Here is a 16,412-nt window from a genome sequence, read left to right as displayed (position 1 = left end):
AGATGAAGGTGCTGCTGGCCGTGGCTGAGGCAGAAAGCCTCGCCGGTGGGGCCAAGCTGATGGCTATGTCGCCAACGAGTGTCACGCGTGTGATTGCCGGGCTTGAAAGCCGCCTGGGCACGCTGTTATTGGCGCGGAGTACACGCAGCCTGCGCCTGACCGAAGCTGGGCGGCGCTATGTCGATGATTGCAAACGCATCCTGCTCGAACTTGACGAAGCGGAAGAACTGGCAGCAGGCAGCAGTAACCGGGCGCGAGGCGACTTGGCCGTGACCGCATCTGTAATGTTCGGCGAACTGTATCTGATCCCGCTGGTCAACGCCTATCTGGAGCAACATCCTCAGGTCACCATCAACGCCCTGTTGGTTGATCGTCTGGTAAACATGGTTGAGGAAGGCATAGATGTCGCCATCCGCATCGGTCAATTACCGGACACCAGCCTCCGGGCGGTGAAGGTCGGCCAAATCCGTCCCGTCGTCTGCGCCGCGCCTGATTTTCTAGACCGGGTGGGCAGGCCAACATTGCCCAAGGACGTGCTAAGCATGCCGATTGTCATGTCCTCGGCTAGCAATCTGCTGACCGCCTGGCACTTCAAGACCGGGAAAAGTGACTTGACCTTACACCCCAAGGCCCGCCTGGTGGTCAGTTCTAATCAAGCGGCGATCAATGCCGCGCGCATGGGGGGAGGCCTGACGCGGGTGCTTTCTTACCAAGTTGCCGAATGGGTGACCAGGGGCGAGCTGGAAATTGTCCTTCAAGAGTTCGAAAAAACTGCCTTGCCGGTACATATTGTTTATCAAGACAGTGGCCGACTACCCGCCAAGGTACGAACCTTCGTCGACTATTGCACACGCCAGTTTCTTGCCGACCCGAGTCTGCAACCAGCGACGCGGGACCTGTAAATGGGCCGTTATCGAGAGATCCAGACATTCGATGCCGTGGCGATGACTGGCAGTCTGGCTGGCGCTGCGCGGCACCTGCAAGTGTCATGCGCCACTGTCATGCGAACGATCAGCGCCTTGGAAACACGTCTGAATAATACCCTGCTGCTCCGTGGCCCCCGGGGTGTCACCCTGAGCCCGACAGGCAAAGAGTTCGCCCACAGCTGTCGACATATATTGCGCCAGACTGTTGCGGCCGAGCACTCTGCTGTGGGTCTGCACGCACGCCCGTCCGGACAGTTGACTGTCGCATTGCCACTGCTGATGGCGTCGCAAATATTCATGCCGATTGCCCTGGCCTACCTGGAAGCCTTTGCCGATGTGCGACTGCTTACCCTAACCCGTGAAGCTGTACCCAAACTCCTTGAGGAAGGTATCGATATCGCCCTGGTCGTAAGCCAACTGCCGGACTCTTCTAGCTTCGCCATGCCGATTGGCAAGGTAAAGCCAATCATCTGTGGCGCGCCCGGCTACCTCGCAAAATGGGGAAAGCCACAAACGCCTGTCGACCTCAAGAGCCACCGGACGATTGTCACGACGGCCCAAGGTTGCGAATCCGAATGGCGCTTTTGCAACGCGGGTTCCTACCGGCAGGCAAAGCTCGCACCGGGGCTCAGATGCACGAACCAGCGCGCGGCCATTCGCGCGGCGAGCCTCGGGCTCGGGCTGGTTCGCTGCATGAGCTACGAGGTCCACGATGAAGTACGCAACGGATTATTAATACCGGTTCTGACAGACTTCTCCAGTCCAGCCGTACCCGCACAACTACTCTATCGCAATGGCCGACGTGCCGACGCACGCGTGCGCACCTTTATCGATTTCGCAACGCCGCTGCTGCGTGCCCATCCGGCGCTTCTTGAATCAAGCTGACTCTTTCAAAAAACGAAATTATGCATTGTCTGTGACGGGGCTTCTGCTCAGCCAAGCCTGGGCGCAGTATCCCCAACCAGCGCATTAACCTCCTATTGGGTTTGCCTTAGCGCTGATTTCCCCAAATCAACTGAGGAGTCAAAATCATGCCCACTGATGCCATAAAGCTCTATCGCCACCCTTTGTCCGGCCACTCCCATCGCGTTGAGCTACTGCTCTCCCTGCTACAACTACCCACCGACTTGGTCTTTGTCGACCTTGCCAACGGCGCGCACAAAAAAGCCGAGTTCCTGGCCATCAACCCCTTCGGCCAGGTTCCGGTTATTGACGACAAAGGCACTGTTATCAGTGACTCCAACTCGATACTGGTCTATCTCGCGCAAAAATACGGTAGCGGTAACTGGAAAATCGAAGACCCGCTGACGGCCGCACATATCCAGCGCTGGCTTTCGGTGGCCGCAGGTCAAGTTGCGTTTGGCCCTGCCGCCGCGCGGTTGATTACGGTATTCGGCGCGTCATTCAATGCGGATGAAGTCATCGGCCGCTCCCACGCCTTGCTTAAGCTGATGGACAACGAACTAAACGAGCGCTCGTTCCTGGTCGGCGACCAGCCCACCATTGCCGATGTAGCCAATTACAGCTACATAGCCCATGCCCCGGAGGGCAACGTCTCTCTTGAGGCCTACCCAAATGTGCGGGCTTGGCTTGCGCGCATTGAAGCGCTTCCCGGATTCGTGCCGATGCAACGCACCGCTGTAGGTCTACAAGCAAGCTAAGTCCGGATCAGGCTGCTGTTAAGGCCGCCAATTCAAGGAGTGCTCCGCATGGAACACCTTCCCAAGCACCGTCGATCACCTTGGCATGCCGGTGAGAAAATACTCCAAGACCTGTTCAACGCCTCTGATCGAATGGAGGCGGTTGGACAAAAGGTCATTCGTCCCTATATGCCCGACCAACACCGCGAGTTCTTCCAGCAATTGCCCTTTATGGTGGTTGGCAGCCTGGACACAGAAATGCGGCCTTGGGCTACCTTTCTGGAAGGACCCGAAGGTTTCGTCAGCTCACCTGACCCGGAACACCTGGCCCTGGCTGTACAGCCCGACAGCCAGGACCCAGCCACCGCCGGAATGCAGGCAGGACAGCCCATAGGCATGCTGGGTATCGAACTGCACACTCGGCGGCGCAACCGCGTCAATGGGATTATCCAGCAGGCTACGGCAAATCGGCTTGAAGTTGCGGTCGAGCACTCCTTCGGCAACTGCCCCAAGTATATTCAGCAAAGGTCCTATACACGCTTACCCGATCCACCGGGAAAGGGCCCACGGCTCGACGCCTCGGTGCTGGACGAACAAACCAGCAAAATGATTCGCGATGCCGACACCTTTTTCATTGCCAGCTACTTTACCCATGAAGACCACAGCTGTTCAGTTGACGTATCCCACCGCGGCGGGCGCGCCGGTTTCGTCAAGGTCGAAGGCAACCGACTGAGCATTCCTGACTACGCTGGGAACCTGCACTTCAATACCCTTGGCAACTTGCAGGCCAACGGATTGGCCGGGCTGTTGTTCGTCGACTTCACAAACGGGGACATGCTGCAACTTACCGGGCGGGCAGAACTGATACTCGACAGTCCGACAATCAAGGCATTCGAGGGCGCCGAGCGGATCTGGACCTTTGATGCAGAGCGAGTCGTCCTGCGCCCCAAGGCCTTGTCGATTCGCTGGACATTTGATGACTATGCCCCGACCAGCCTGATGACTGGAACCTGGGAGCAGGCTGACGAGCGCGTGCGCCAGAACGAACTGCGCCGACAGTGGCATCAATGGCGAGTGACGGGAGTCCACCAAGAGAGCAAAGACATTCGCTCGCTGTACCTTGAACCGCTGGACGGCGCACAGGTTGCCTTCTCCCCTGGCCAGCACTTGCCGATGCGCATCCCCGGGGCAGGCCAGGATGCGCTCGTACGTACCTATAGCCTGTCCAGCGCACCCTCAGACGGACACGTCCGCATTAGTGTCAAGCTGCAAGGCAAAGCATCGCAATTTCTTCACCACCAAGTGAAGGTTGGCGACCTGCTCGAAGTCCGCACGCCGCTGGGCAACTTTACCCTCTGTGACGGGACAGCAAGGCCAGTGGTCCTGATTGGGGCGGGAGTGGGCATCACACCACTGATTTCCATGGCCAGAGAGCTGGTTGTGCAAAATCAACTGCAGCAAACCGAGCGTCCCGTTCATCTATTCCAAAGCGCCAGAGGCCTTGAGGACCTGCCGTTTCAGGCGGAACTCAAAGACCTGCAACAACGCTCTGCCGGACGACTGCATATCCACCGGGCATTGAGTAACCCCGGCCCAGACACGGTGCTGGACCAGCACTACCAAGTGGCCGGCCGTCTCGGATTTGCTCAGATCAAGGCTCGATTACCGCTGGATGACTATGATTTTTATCTGTGCGGCCCGGCAGGTTTTATCCAGGATATTTACGACGCTCTGCGTGGCATCAATATTCCAGACCGGCGCATTCACGCCGAAGCCTTCGGCCCCTCGGCCCTTCGCCGGTTTGAAGTAGAACAATCATCGGTGCTGGAGCAACCGCCTGCTGCAAGCACGCCGGTCCCTGTCTATTTTTCATCCTCTGCCACCCAGGCACGCTGGAAGCCAGATAGCGGCAGTCTGTTGGAGTTGGCGGAAAGCCGGGGGCTCAGCCCTGAGTTCAGTTGTCGTGGTGGCTCTTGCGGCACCTGCAGCACGCGCTTGATCAGCGGCCGGGTGCATTACCCCAATCCACCCGCGCAATTGCCAGATGACAATACTGTGCTGATCTGCTGCGCCATACCTGCACAAGCAGCAGAAGGGACTTTGCCCTTGGTTCTTGACCTTTAAGCAACGCGTCACAACCCGCCAACCGAACAGGAGCAATCGTCATGTCCACCTCAGAAATTCGCCAGCCAGTTCCTCCCTTCACCCGGGAAACAGCCATCCTCAAAGTGCGACTTGCAGAAGACGGTTGGAACAGCCGCGATGCGGCTAAGGTCGCACTCGCCTACACCCCGGATACCAAGTGGCGAAACCGTGCTGAATTTGCCAACAGCCGCGCCGAAGCGGAAGCCTTTCTGCAGCGCAAATGGAGCAAGGAGCTGGACTACCGCTTGATCAAGGAACTGTGGGCATTTACCGATAACCGAATCGCCGTGCGTTATGCCTACGAGTGGCATGATGACTCCGGCAACTGGTTCCGCTCCTATGGCAATGAGAACTGGGAGTTTGCTGAAAACGGCCTCATGGCACATCGGTTTGCATGTATCAATGACCTGCCCATCAAGGAATCCGACAGAAAATTTCGCTGGCCGCTGGGCCGTCGTCCGGATGACCACCCAGGTCTCTCCGACCTGGGCTTGTAAGCTCAATAAGGTTCGCCAGCACCTGGAGTCCGGAGAGGTACAACTGACTCGATACCAAGGTATAAAAACCGCATATTGATGAATGAGCTGAACTAAGCCCGAGTGCAAATGAAAACCCACAGCCCCGGCGATAGATTAATCGCCAGGGGTTGTGGAGGATTTCATCGTGGGTAAGCTAAGCGCTGATGTGCTGGACACCATGACAGAGCTTCGCTCGAAAATGCTGGTCTGCCTGAGACTGAGCACTGCCAGCGTTGCCAGCCAGCTCAACCGGATCATGCCCAAGGCTCACTCGACAGAAGATCTAGCCAGGCTGCAGTTCAATGTTGTCAGCATCGGCCCGGATATGGACAGCCTGTCTCCAGGCGCACACCTGATCAGCCCGCGTCGTTTTTATATGCATCATGGTATCTACCTGGGCAACGGCACCATTGCCCACTACTCAGGATTTGGCAGCTCGTTCAAAGCAGGCCCGATTGAGATCACCAACATGCAACGCTTTGCCCATGGGAAACCCGTCTGGCGACTCGAAGAGCCGCGTAGATTTTCCAATGACCAAGTCGTCAATCGCGCCCGGTCGAGAGTCGGCGAGAACCAATACAAACTGCTTACCAATAACTGCGAACACTTCTGCAGTTGGTGCATCAACGGCCAAAACCACAGCGCGCAAATCAATGCCTACCTGCATTGCCCAGCCCACTTGCTGTGTTTGATTTCAGCGCTTGATCCCTGCCTTACGGCCTAGCGATTCGACGGCGTATTCAGCCTAGCAACAACCATGCACCCTACGCACGGCAAGAAACCTGTGTGGTCAGACTTCCCGTTGAACCTCATCCTGGTCAGTGAGCCGACTTGGCCTTGAAAATAAAGGGGCAGTAGCGCCTGATCGATGCCAAGTCATGAGTATTTTTACCAATAAAGACTATTGATCATATCGACTGGCCTGCATCTGCGCCCTGTTAAAGAATCTGTCCCAAGGCAGCAATGCCCTCCGTCAGTAAACAGGCTAAGAGGACAGCTAAAATGACAATGTCAAACGCTGTGGCAAAACTCCAGATCACACGCAGCGCCGCAGCTCTGGTGCTGGCAGCACTGGCAAGCTTGGCAGGTTGCGCACAGAACGCCGATACCCGGCTCAGTTGGGAACGGCGCAATACCCTGCAAGACATGAATCGTTTCGCCTACCTCGATTGCGTCAGCAAACGGGCAAACTCAAGTACCAGCACCATCACATTCGACCAGACCTCAGGGCAGTTGCTTGTCGGCAGCAATGACCCGCAGAAGGCCAGTGGAAGGGTCGATGTTAGCGAGCATAATGGCAACCTGCAGTTTAGCGTCTACCAAGCACACGCCTGGCAGACAAGGGGGGACCTGGTCAACGCGGAAACAGCCTGCGCCCGTAGCTAGGCCTGGCTACAGCGCCCCCGATTCGGTGGGCGCTCATCTGCTGGCTAGATCTGGCCCAGGCCACCGTCCGCACAAAGATCAATACCGGTGACGAAACTGCTCTCGGAGCTAGCCAGAAACAACGCAGCAGCAGCCAATTCCTCGGGCCGTCCCAGGCGTCCCAGCGGGATCATCGCTGCAACACTATTCTCGAAAGCCTCAAGGTTCTCTGGCGCGATCCCCATCTTGCCGATGATCGGGGTCTTGACCGGTCCCGGGCTCAGGCAGTTGACCCGGATACCCCGGTGTTTCAAGTCATGGGCCCAACTACGGGCAAAGGAGCGCACTGCAGCTTTGGCCGCCGCATACACGCAATGGCCATCAATCGCCTTGAAATGCGCGATGGAGGACACCAATACAATGGAGCCGCCGTCGTTCAGCAGTGGCAAGGCTTTTTGCGTGGTCAGAAACAGCCCGCGGACATTGATATCGAACTGGCTATCGAATTGCTCCAGGGTCACGCTCTCAAAAGGGGCCGGATGGATGACACCTGCATTGGCCACCACGATATCGATGCGGCCATGCAACTGGCCAACTTGCTGGTAGAGACGCTCAATATCATCGGCAGAGCTGACGTCCGCACACACTGCCGGGGCCTGCGACCCCATGAGCGCCACGGCGTCATTGAGTACCGATTCGCTGCGCCCGGAAATCACCACCCTGGCGCCTTCCTCGACAAACCTCTGGGCGATGGCCAAACCAATGCCGCTACCGCCGCCGGTAATCACTGCTACTTTGTTGTTCAACTTGCCCATCACTGACTCCGTTAATACCTTGGTATTCGAGATCAAGCCCATCATTGGCTTGCTCATCGGTGTGCGTGGGGGCATCTGGATCGGTGTAAACTCGAAGGCGTTCGAACAGGCGCTGGCGACGCTCGGATAGCTGTGCAATCAGGCTATCCAGGGCGCCCAGCTTCTCCATGTGTTGCTGCAGGCACTGACGGAAATGCTCTGAACCAGGCTCACTGTCCTCAAGGTAAGCCAGCAGCCCATGTATTTGCCGCGTGCTGAAGCCACAGTCGATTAGCTCGCGAACCCACAACACCCCCTCTACGGTCGCATGACCATATTCACGGTAACCATTTTCCTGCCGGGTCGACTCAATCAGCGCCTGCGCTTCATAGTGACGCAAGGCCCGATGGCTCACACCAGTCCGCTTTGCCAGTTGTCCAATTCGCATGATGCCCTCCACCAAGGCACTCTAAAACCCTGACGCTAGTGTCAGGGTCAAGCGCTAAATTCAGGAAAAATACCAAGCTCAGGTGCTACTGCGCGGGCGCACTCGAAGCCGCTGGCAAGGTAAATTGAACAACGGCCCCGCGCGGCAAATTGGCACTCGCCCACAAACGCCCGCCATGGGCATCGATGATCGAGCGACAGATCGATAACCCCATTCCCAGGCCGGTCGGCTTGGTCGTGTAGAAGGGCGCAAACACATGTTCGGCGTTTTCCTCGGCAAAGCCAGGGCCGGAATCGCGGACAATCACCAGCAGGTTGCCGCCATCATCTCGACCAGTACTGATGTGCAACTCCTTGGCCCCGTTGGCAACCTCGCTCATGGCCTCAAGCGCATTGATTATCAGGTTGAGCAGCACTTGCTGGAGTTCGACCAGGTCGCCGTCGACCAGAGGCAGGCCACGGCTGAGTTGCGCCTGCACCAAGGCACCGCTTTTGTTGGCTTGCCCCCGGGTGAACTCGATCATTTCATGAACCGCGACATTGATATCGACCAAGGTCTTCTGCGGCGCTTCCTTCTTGATCAAGCCACGAATCCGGCTGAGCACTTCAGCAGCCCTGTTGGCATCGTTGATTATGCGCCCCAACACCTGCTCGACCTCGCCCAGTTCGGGCGGCTCGAAGCGCAGCCAGCGCAATGCCGTCTCGGCGTTGGTGACTGTCGCCGCTATGGGTTGATTGACTTCATGGGCAATCGAGGCTGCAAGCTGGCCCATGGTTGCCACGCGATTGGCATGTGCCAGCTCAGCCTGAACTTCACGGTATCGGAGCTCGCCTTCGCTGGCCTTTTGCTCCGCCAGCTTACGCTCGGTCAGATCAAGCACAAAGGCGACGCCCTCATTGCGGCTTGCCTCAAAAGAAGCCAGACCGAGAATAACCGACAACAGGCTGCCATCCTTGCGAATGTACTGCTTCTCGAAGGGCTGGACATGCCCGGTACTTATGGCTTTTGCTAGGGCGTTTTCACTCTCTGCCCGCGACTCAGGAGGAGTCGGGTCCCGCCAGCCTATGTTGCCTGAGACAAGCTCTTGGCGCTCATAGCCCACCATGCGCAGAAAGGCATCATTGGCCTCAATGATTTCACCATCGGTGTTCCACACGATAATACCGATGATATTGGCGTCCACCAGTCGCCGTATCTTGGCTTCACGCTGTTCAACACCACGATAGAGCCGGGCGTTATCCAGGGAGATAGCCGCTTGGGAGGCCAGCAGCTTGAGTACCGCAATACGCGCGGGACTGAAGACCTCCGCGGCGAGGTTGTTTTCCAGGTAGAGCGCACCAATAAGCTTGGCCTGGTTCATCAACGGCAAACACAGAATCGAACGGGCACGGTGCTCGCGAATATAGGTGTCACCGGCAAACTGCAACTCGGCGACTGCATCATTGAGACACAGGTATTGGCCGGTACGCAGCACCTGATTAAGGATAGAGCCCGGCAAGAGCGATGCACTCACCGGCACATCGCGCAGCATCATCTGCGTGGCATCCTGGCTGGTTGTCGCTTCCGCCGCGATCCGCAGCTCATCATCGTTCGACAGGATCAGCACACCACGCTCCGCGCCAGCTTGCTCAATCGCCGTACGCATGACCATGTCGATCAGTTTTTCCAGCACCAACTCACCGGATGCCGCCTGCGCGACCTTGAGTACAGTCGCCAGATCGAGGTGTTCAACCGCCGCGGCAATGGTGGTGGTTGGCCCGGGCGCCGGTATATCTGGGCGCAGGTAGGCGTATTTGGCTTCGAGCTGGCGGACCTTGCCATCGGCCCCCCAGCGCACATAGGCATAGCGTGCGTCCTGCATATATACGCGAGCAACTTTTTGCAGCCCGCGCCCAGCATAGAATCGCGCAGCAAGCTCGTTGGCCACGGCCTCGACATGGACAAACGAGGCTTTCTGCGCCAGATCTATGGCGTACTCATAGAGTTGTTCGGCGTCGACCACACGCTCCTGGCAGCGGGCGATTTCAGCATCCACCAGGGCAACCTGGCTGGCAAAGTTTTCAGGGCATTGTTGCGCCCAGGTCCGCAGCTGCAAATGATGTCCGACCATGTCAGCCAGGTACTGCTCGCGAACATCGCCAGACGCGTGCTCAAAAGCTGCCGCCATCGCCAGCGCCGCATAGAAATAGTATTCAGCTTCCTCATAAAAGGAGGACGCAACCCAAAGCAACGGCTGTGCCTTCGCCGCCGATGCCAGGGCTGCATCGTTATCTTCAGCCAGATAAAGCGCCTGTAGCTTGCGTATCCAGTACCAGCAGGTTGCAAGCGCTAGATCTGGATTGGCACACAGGTGGGCCTCGGTTTCGCGTTCACTGAATTGCTCACTGTCGAAATAACCAAAGTTCGGCGTCAAGCCACGAAGCATCCGCACCAACGCCAGTTGAGTGCTGATAAAGTCAGTGACCAGGCCAAACCTCACTTTCGTGGCATAGGCAAGGCCACGCTCAGCCTCGCCCTGCACATCAGACAAGCGCTCGCCAGAAAAAATAAGGTCGGAGTTCAGTGCATTACCGGCGTATGCCCCATAAGCCAGGTCACCGACGCGATTGGCCGCCACAAACGCACGTTGCAACAGTTCTCGACACTCTCGCACCGGTTTCATCCAACGTGCGACAAAGATCGAAAAACACAGATAGGTGCTCGCCTCGAAACGCTTTAGTCCGCGTTTCTCGACCAGCTCGCAGCCCAGCTCGCCAAAGCGCAGGCCGGCCTGGTAATCACCGAACCGTCGCCCCGCCACCCGGCCGACATTGGCGTAGAGCACGCAAGAGGCATCGCAGTTGCCACGTTCAAGGCTAAGGCTGACTGCCTTGCAGATCGTCAGGCTGGCCAGGTTCGCGTCGCTCTGCAAGGCAGGCGCAAACAGCTTGCCCAGTACATCCAGGGTCACCAAAGACGCGGCATCTTGCATCAGCGGCAGATCAATCAACGACTCGATGCTCCGGTCGCCAAGACGCAGCCAGATCTGATCGTATTCGCGACGTACCTCGTCGTCATGGGGATGGGCCGACAAATCGATGTCGACATGACGCATGTAGTCGAGACTGGCCGCAACCGCACGGTCGCTACGGTCAAGCAGCAAATGGACATCCATCTGCAGGCAGGTGATCTGGCCGCGCTCCACCGTTGTAGAGGCCTGGTCCATCAGCGCTGCCAGGCGTTGGTCCGCCGCAATCAACTGCCCGGTCAGAAATTCGCATTCGGCGCGATTTAGCTCAAGCGCAAAGCTCAGCTCATGCTGGCGCGTCCAGCGGTCCGCTGCGAGCAATTCAATACCGGCAGCAAGATAGGCAAGTGCCGACGCATAGGCGGTCGATGCCTTGGCACGCAAGGCGGCGAGCAGGTTGAACGCCGCCAGTTGTTCTCGCTCAGGTTGCTCATCGATCAAAGCAGCGCCGCGATTGAGCTGCCCGACGATCTCGAAGATCGACTCCTCTTGCTGGCCCGGCAGCATCTGGGCCGCGAGCAACCGGCCGATTCGCAAGTGTGCCTCGGCACGCTGGGGGGCGGCGAGCAAGGAGTATGCGGCTTCATGAATTCTATCGTGAGCAAAGTTGTAGCCCTCAGCCGTACGCTCGACCATCTCTTGCCGCACCGCTTCCCACAGCACCCGCTGCACCTGTTCCGGCGAACGGTTCAGGGCCATCGCCAGTACAGCTGTCTCGGCCACGTTACCGAGGCAGGCCAGTTGTTGCAGCGCCTGCTGTGTCGAAAGCGGCAGGCGCGTCAACTTGTTGACCATCAGATCAACAACATTGTCTGTATAGCCCTTGGCATGGATGCGCTCAGGCGCCCACTGCCAAGACCCAAGGCGATAATTGAAGCTGAGCAATTCGCCCTCGACCAATGCCTGCAGGAACTGGATCACAAAGAAGGGATTGCCAGCGGTTTTCTCATGTATCAACTGGGCCAAGGTATCGATCTGTTCCGGCAGGCAATGCAGAGCTTCAGAGACTAATTGCTGGACATGCCCGGTCGTCAAAGGCATCAGCCTGATTTCATCAATTCTGACACCGGCATTGCCGATGGCTTGCAGCTTGGTGGTCAGCGGATGGATGGCATCAATTTCGTTGTCCCGGTAGGCACCAATCAGCAACAGGTGACGCAAGTCCGATTGCACCAACAGGCTTTCGAGCAGATCGAGGGTGGCAATATCCAGCCACTGCAGGTCATCGAGGAACAGAGCCAGGGGATGCTCGGGCTGGGCAAACACGCCGATAAAGCGCTGGAACACCAGCATGAACCGGCGCTGCGCCTGCTGCGGCTCAAGTTCGGGAACCGCAGCGGGTTCACCAATAATCAGTTTCAACTCAGGGATCAGGTCGGTCATAAGCCGCGCATTGGGCTCCAGCGCCCCAAGCAACCTGACACGCCAGCTTGCAAGGTCGGCCGCGGTCTTGCCCAACAAGGCGCGCACCAGTCCCTGGAATGCCTGAACCAGAGTGGAATAAGGGATATCGCGCTTGTACTGGTCAAACTTGCCGGAGGCAAAAAGTCCACGCGGAGGCACCAGCACCTTGTGCAACTCATTGACCACCGATGACTTGCCAATTCCCGAATATCCGGAAACCAGCACCAACTCGGGCACACCCTTGCTTACAACCCGGGCAAAGGCACTCACCAGGGTCTCGACCTCCTGCTCGCGCCCGTAGAGTTTTTCAGCAATCAGCAAGCGATCTGAGGTGCCGTGCTCGTCCAGGGGAAATTCATTGATGCTCCGCTGGCTCTGCCATTCGGACAAACAACGACGAAGATCCTGCTCGACACCGGCGACGGTTTGATAGCGCTCCTCGGCGGTCTTGGCCAACAGTTTCATGACGATCGAAGAGAGCGCAGACGGGACAGTTTCGACCCGAACACTGGGCGCCAAGGGCTTTTTAGCGATGTGGCAGTGCACCCACTCCATGGCATCGACTGCGGTAAAGGGCAGCGAACCGGTAAGCATCTGGTAGAGGATGACGCCGAAGGCATACAGGTCGCTGCGTGAGTCTATCGAGCGATTCATCCGTCCGGTTTGCTCGGGAGCCATATAGGCGAGTGTACCGGCGATGGTTTCAAGCGGTTCCGGGGCCTGTTTTTCCCGGGGTATTCGCGATGCAAGGCCAAACCCGGTAAGGCGCGCCTGGCCGTCATCGCAGTTGACCAGTATGTGCGCTGGCTTGAGATCCTTGTGCACCAATGTGCGCTGGTGCAGCCTGCCAAGTACCTCGGCGATGGCAATGGAAAGGCGCAGGAACTCACCGATGTCCATGGGCGCGACCAGCAGCCGCGAGAGCGGCTCCCCCCCCGGGTCATGCAGTATCAATGTGGTCTGCCCGCCATCGCGAACCAGCTCGACTGGCTTGAGCGCCCAGGCCTCGTCCAGTTCATCCTTGAGGCTGAACTCGTGAATAAGCCGATCAAGGCACGCAGGCGCTGGTTGCTCGGCAGTCGGACCCATCGTCAGGATGCTGTAACGCCCAAGCGGTCCCTCACCCCACTCGCGACAGAAAGTACGCTCGCCGTCGTTAAACAATACTTGCAGTCTGTTATCCATCAACATCGGACCATTGGTAGACGTTTACCTGCCGCAAGCGGCTGACATGCTGTTCGTCACACGCCCACATCATGCTAAACAAGATAGACCGCAAAACCACGGGCAATAGCCTCAATGCACGCTCAGGAGGACGCTTGAGACTGCGGCTTGACGCCCAGGGTTTCAGCCTTTCGGACCAGGTCGGCCACCGAACGCGCAGCCAGCTTTCTCATCACCTGCCCGCGATGAACCTTGACGGTCACCTCGCTGAGATTAAGCTCATAGGCAATCTGCTTGTTCATCAACCCGGCCACGACAAAGCCCATGACTTCTCGCTCACGGGCCGTCAACGAAGCATAGGCTGCCTGCAGCGTAGCGATCGACTGTTGTGACGCAAGCCGCTGGCCATCCTTGACCAGGGCAGCAGAAACCGCGTCAAGCATATCCTGGTCACGAAACGGCTTGGCCAGAAAGTCCACGGCACCAGCCTTCATCGGTTTGACCGTCATGGCGATGTCGCCATGACCTGCCATGAACACGATGGGCATCTGCACGCCGTGCTTCTCAATCTGCTCCTGAAAATTAAGGCCGCTTTCTCCCCGCAGCCTGACATCCAGCACCAGGCAACTCGGTACATTGCCCTTGGGGAAGTCCAGGAACTCTTGCGAGGACTCAAAGGTTTCCACCTGCAGGCCTATGGAGCGCAATAAACCATCGAGGGCCAGGCGCATCGAGGCGTCGTCGTCGACCACATAGACCACCGGTCCTTTTTGCTCGGCAGAACCCTGGGCGGATTTTGAATGGGACCACGAACTCATCTTGCCTCCTGTCTCTCGGCCAGCAGCACGCAGGGCATGCATACCCAATAACATATCCCAAGGATCACACCCGGCACCTCTCAAAGCCGCTGCAAGCAAACCTCGAGGCGCAGCGCGACGCCTGCGTTTTAACCCAGGCCTCCCGTGACCTGAAGCACCCGTGAAGATTCCATTATTGGCAGTTTGCCGCTTTTCCCTCGACAGCGCGATGCCCACACTACCTAAGTATGAACCAGGGACACTTAAGTATAGTTACGTCACTGTCTGGCGGAACCTATGCTGCCAGCTCAATTCGCGTTTATAGCCCGTACGTGCCTCTTGCGCAGCTCTAGCTCGAAGCGCTTTTGCGCAAATCCGCACGTGCCACGCCCCAGTTGCTGGATCAGATTTCACAGGCGCCATGCAGACGACACGAGAAAACTTTTTGCGCCGCGGTTCTATCGTCCTGGGGGGAGCCATATTTATCATTGACACGGCAACGTCCCTGACCATTGCCGTGGCAGTGCTGTATGTCACGGTGATCCTGATGTCAGTGGCCGTGTTCAGCTACCGTGGCGTACTGGGCATCACCCTGGGCTGCATGCTGCTCACCATCGCCTCTTTCTGGATTTCCCATCCGATTTCACCGACCAGCCAGGCCTTTACGCGTTGTTTGGTCAGTTTGATAGCGATCAGTGTCACGGCCCTGTTCGCACTCAGGAACAAAGCGGCCAACGACGAACTGCATGTTCAACTCAGCCAGCTGTCGCAAACCCATGACGCCATCATGATCCGAACCCTGGAGGGTACGGTGACTCATTGGAACCGTGGAGCGGAAACTCTTTACGGCTGGAGCCGAAGCGAAGCCATCGGCAAGAACCTGGTTGAACTGATAAGACTAAAGCCCCAACAGCCGCTGGAGGAAATAGTATCCACCGTGCTGCAGACCGGCAGTTGGGAAAGCGAACCTGACAGCTTCAAGCGCAATGGCGAACGAATGACCGTCGCCAGCCGCTGCACCCTGCTGCGCGACAAACGCGGCAAGCCGGTGGGCATTCTGGCAACACACAACGATGTCACTGAGCGTAATCAGGCCGTAAAAGCCCTGCGCCGCAGCGAAGCCTTCCTGGCCGGTGCGCAACGCATCAGCCGTACCAGCAGTATCGGTATCAAAGTGCCGGGCGGGGAAATCTATGGTTCCGAAGAGGCCCGGCGCATTCTTGAATTTAACGAAGACGAGCGACCTTCCTTGCTTAGCCTGGTGGACAAGACCCACCCGGAAGACAGGACGATCATCGAACAAGCAATCAGGGATGTGCTCAAGGATGAACCCAAGATCGACCTTGAGTACCGCTTGCAGATGGCCGACGGGCGTATCAAGTATGTACATATGCTCACTCACCCGGTACGTGACTGTAGTGGTAACCGCGAGTACGTCGGCGCCTTGATGGATGTAACCGCCAGCAAGCTTGCCGAAGAGGCACTGCACCGCTCACAGATCGAGCTGGCGCACATCACACGGATCACAACCCTGGGTGAGCTGGTCGCCTCCATCGCCCATGAAGTCAACCAGCCACTTGCTGCAATGGCAGCCAATGGTGAAGCAGGTCTACGCTGGCTGAGCCGCGACCAGCCGGATCTCGATGAAGCAGCCATTTGCATTCAACGCATGTTGGCCGAAGCGCGCCGGGCCAGTGAAGTGATACTGAGAATTCGCGCACTGTCCAAAAAGGACGACCCGCAATACAGAAGCCTTGATTTGCGGGAGGTGGTGGAAGAATCACTGGCCCTGATGCGCGCCGAAGCCAAGCACCATAACGTGCGGCTGTCAGCAGTACTGCCAAATGCCTGCTTTCTGGTGCATGGTGACAGGGTCCAGCTGCAACAAGTGATTATCAACTTGATCATGAACGCGATGCAGGCCATGGCAAGCCAGGATAAAAAGCGCCGTCTTGGTGTGCAGTTACGCTGCTCGGCTCAGGGAGAACCCTTGTTGGCCGTGATCGACAGCGGGCCCGGGATCGACCCTTTGCTGCTGCCAGATATTTTTGAGCCCTTCTTTACCACCAAGGCTCAAGGCATGGGGATGGGATTACCCATCTGCCGCGCCATTATCGAAAAGCACGGTGGCAGGATCTGGGCCGACCCACATGCCACGCAAGGCGCAACCATTTGTGTGTCCCTGCCACCCGTAACGAGCTGAA

Annotated in this window: 12 protein-coding genes; 8 read left to right on the top strand and 4 right to left on the bottom strand. The window is 57.6% G+C overall.

Annotation, left to right across the window (positions count from 1 at the left end):
- The first annotated feature begins 2 nt into the window (after window positions 1–2).
- The 7 genes from PSES9_RS0106950 (at window position 3) to PSES9_RS0106920 (ending at window position 6,615) form a co-directional block, all read left to right on the top strand.
- Complete coding sequence (locus PSES9_RS0106950) at window positions 3–902, top strand: LysR family transcriptional regulator (RefSeq protein WP_010485420.1); 900 nt, start codon at window positions 3–5, stop codon at window positions 900–902.
- Entirely contained in the window at window positions 903–1,811 is a 909-nt protein-coding gene (locus PSES9_RS0106945) for a LysR family transcriptional regulator (protein ID WP_010485418.1), read from the top strand.
- A 146-nt stretch (window positions 1,812–1,957) separates the two neighbouring features.
- Window positions 1,958–2,587, top strand: a complete 630-nt coding sequence (locus PSES9_RS0106940) for a glutathione S-transferase (RefSeq protein WP_010485416.1) — start codon at window positions 1,958–1,960, stop codon at window positions 2,585–2,587.
- A 48-nt stretch (window positions 2,588–2,635) separates the two neighbouring features.
- A complete protein-coding gene (locus PSES9_RS0106935; RefSeq protein ID WP_010485415.1) occupies window positions 2,636–4,690 on the top strand; it encodes an FAD-binding oxidoreductase in 2,055 nt (684 codons plus the stop codon).
- Window positions 4,691–4,731: 41 nt separating this feature from the next.
- Window positions 4,732–5,208: a nuclear transport factor 2 family protein gene (locus PSES9_RS0106930; protein ID WP_010485413.1), complete on the top strand. Its 477-nt coding sequence runs from the start codon at window positions 4,732–4,734 to the stop codon at window positions 5,206–5,208.
- A 166-nt stretch (window positions 5,209–5,374) separates the two neighbouring features.
- Window positions 5,375–5,953: a lecithin retinol acyltransferase family protein gene (locus tag PSES9_RS0106925; protein ID WP_010485411.1), complete on the top strand. Its 579-nt coding sequence runs from the start codon at window positions 5,375–5,377 to the stop codon at window positions 5,951–5,953.
- Window positions 5,954–6,231: 278 nt separating this feature from the next.
- Window positions 6,232–6,615 (top strand): hypothetical protein, encoded by a 384-nt coding sequence (locus PSES9_RS0106920; RefSeq protein ID WP_010485409.1) that lies wholly within the window; start codon window positions 6,232–6,234, stop codon window positions 6,613–6,615.
- A 44-nt stretch (window positions 6,616–6,659) separates the two neighbouring features.
- Here PSES9_RS0106920 and PSES9_RS0106915 read toward each other — a convergent pair whose 3' ends face one another.
- The 4 genes from PSES9_RS0106915 to PSES9_RS0106900 form a co-directional block, all read right to left on the bottom strand.
- Window positions 6,660–7,409, bottom strand: coding sequence for an SDR family NAD(P)-dependent oxidoreductase (locus tag PSES9_RS0106915; RefSeq protein WP_010485407.1), 750 nt, complete (start codon window positions 7,407–7,409; stop codon window positions 6,660–6,662).
- On the bottom strand, window positions 7,363–7,836 hold the full coding sequence (locus tag PSES9_RS0106910) for a MerR family transcriptional regulator (protein WP_036988108.1): 474 nt from the start codon (window positions 7,834–7,836) through the stop codon (window positions 7,363–7,365). Before PSES9_RS0106910 ends, PSES9_RS0106915 begins: the two co-directional genes overlap by 47 nt.
- Before the next feature lie 85 nt (window positions 7,837–7,921).
- A complete protein-coding gene (locus PSES9_RS0106905; protein WP_029529410.1) occupies window positions 7,922–13,420 on the bottom strand; it encodes a trifunctional serine/threonine-protein kinase/ATP-binding protein/sensor histidine kinase in 5,499 nt (1,832 codons plus the stop codon).
- Between the two features lie 134 nt (window positions 13,421–13,554).
- On the bottom strand, window positions 13,555–14,229 hold the full coding sequence (locus PSES9_RS0106900; protein ID WP_010485401.1) for a response regulator transcription factor: 675 nt from the start codon (window positions 14,227–14,229) through the stop codon (window positions 13,555–13,557).
- A 424-nt stretch (window positions 14,230–14,653) separates the two neighbouring features.
- Here PSES9_RS0106900 and PSES9_RS0106895 point away from each other — a divergent pair, with 424 nt between their 5' ends.
- Entirely contained in the window at window positions 14,654–16,411 is a 1,758-nt protein-coding gene (locus tag PSES9_RS0106895; RefSeq protein ID WP_010485399.1) for a PAS domain-containing sensor histidine kinase, read from the top strand.
- Window position 16,412: the final 1 nt, after the last annotated feature.

The organism is Pseudomonas sp. S9, from assembly GCF_000222125.1.
Lineage (GTDB): Bacteria > Pseudomonadota > Gammaproteobacteria > Pseudomonadales > Pseudomonadaceae > Aquipseudomonas > Aquipseudomonas segetis.
This window is presented reverse-complemented; position numbering and strand designations above follow the sequence as displayed.